This window comes from Pseudomonas sp. E6002 (assembly GCF_013385565.1).
GTDB lineage: Bacteria > Pseudomonadota > Gammaproteobacteria > Pseudomonadales > Pseudomonadaceae > Aquipseudomonas.
This window is the reverse complement of the sequence record NZ_JACAPT010000060.1, coordinates 1-1,080: the sequence shown is the minus strand read 5'-3', so window position 1 is coordinate 1,080 and position 1,080 is coordinate 1. Positions and strand designations below refer to the sequence as shown.

Below are 1,080 nucleotides of genomic sequence, written 5' to 3'. Positions count from 1 at the left end.
GTGCGGCGCCCATCAAACCCGGTTTCCTGCTGGATCAGGCCGTTGGCGTGATAGTCGAGCCGATAGGTTTCGCCGACCTCGTTTTCAATCTCGGTCAGTAACAACCGAACATTGTCATAACGGTATTTAAGCTGCGTGCCGTCCGGATTAATCCGGCGGCTGATCAGGTGCAGACCATCGGCGTATTCGTAGCGGGTGACGCGGCCCAACTCGTCGCGCTCAGCAGTGATTTTTCCGTACGGGTTGTAGCTGAATTCGCGTGTGGCCCCGTCAGGCTGAATCACTTTCAGCAAACGACCTACGGCGTCCCACTGATACTGGGTCAGCGCACCATGCTCATCCTCGCAAGCCACCTGCCGCCCCAGGTCGTCATAGCGATAACGCCGCACACCGCCATTCGCCAGTTTTTCCTCAATGAGCTGGCCGCGTTCGTTCCAGATAAAGCGTTGGCTGCTGTTGTCCGGATACCAAACACCCGTAAGCTTTCCGTGTGGGGTGTAGGTGTATTCGGTGTAATTGCCGTCCGGATCAGTCTTGCGAGTGATATCGCCTTGATCGTTACGCTGGTATTTCCACACCGCGTCACCACGGCGCACAACCCGTACGAACCCGTTGTCATGCTCGTAGGACGTCGGCGTATCGTCCCCGGGAAACAGCGCAATCAACCGACCGGCTTCGTCGTACTGATACGCCGTCACCGCCCCCAGCGGATCCTGCTCGACCGTCAGCCGGCCTTTTTCATCGTAGGATTTGAAGTGCTGCGCGCCGTCCGGATCGATCCGCTGCACCAGCCGTGCGCGCTGGTCGTGGACGTAGACTTCCTGGCTGCCATCGGCGTTGTGCACGGTGACCGTGCCGTTGTCGTCCCACACATACCGCGTGTCCATCTGCGAAAAACTGGCCCAGTGCCGGACGCACGTTGCCGCCTTGCCGGACCGTTCCCACTCCCAGAAGAAACTCGCCCCACCGGCCAGTTCCCGCTCCAGGATCACCTGCTGATCGTCGTACCGATAACGCTCGCTTTCGCCGACAGCGTTGGTCGCTTCAATCAATCGCCAAGCGTCGTCATACCTGTAGGAA

1 pseudogene is annotated in these 1,080 nt (G+C 59.2%); it reads right to left on the bottom strand.

The window, feature by feature from the left end:
- Positions 1 to 1,080: pseudogene (locus HX815_RS31100) on the bottom strand (RHS repeat protein); the annotation flags it as partial.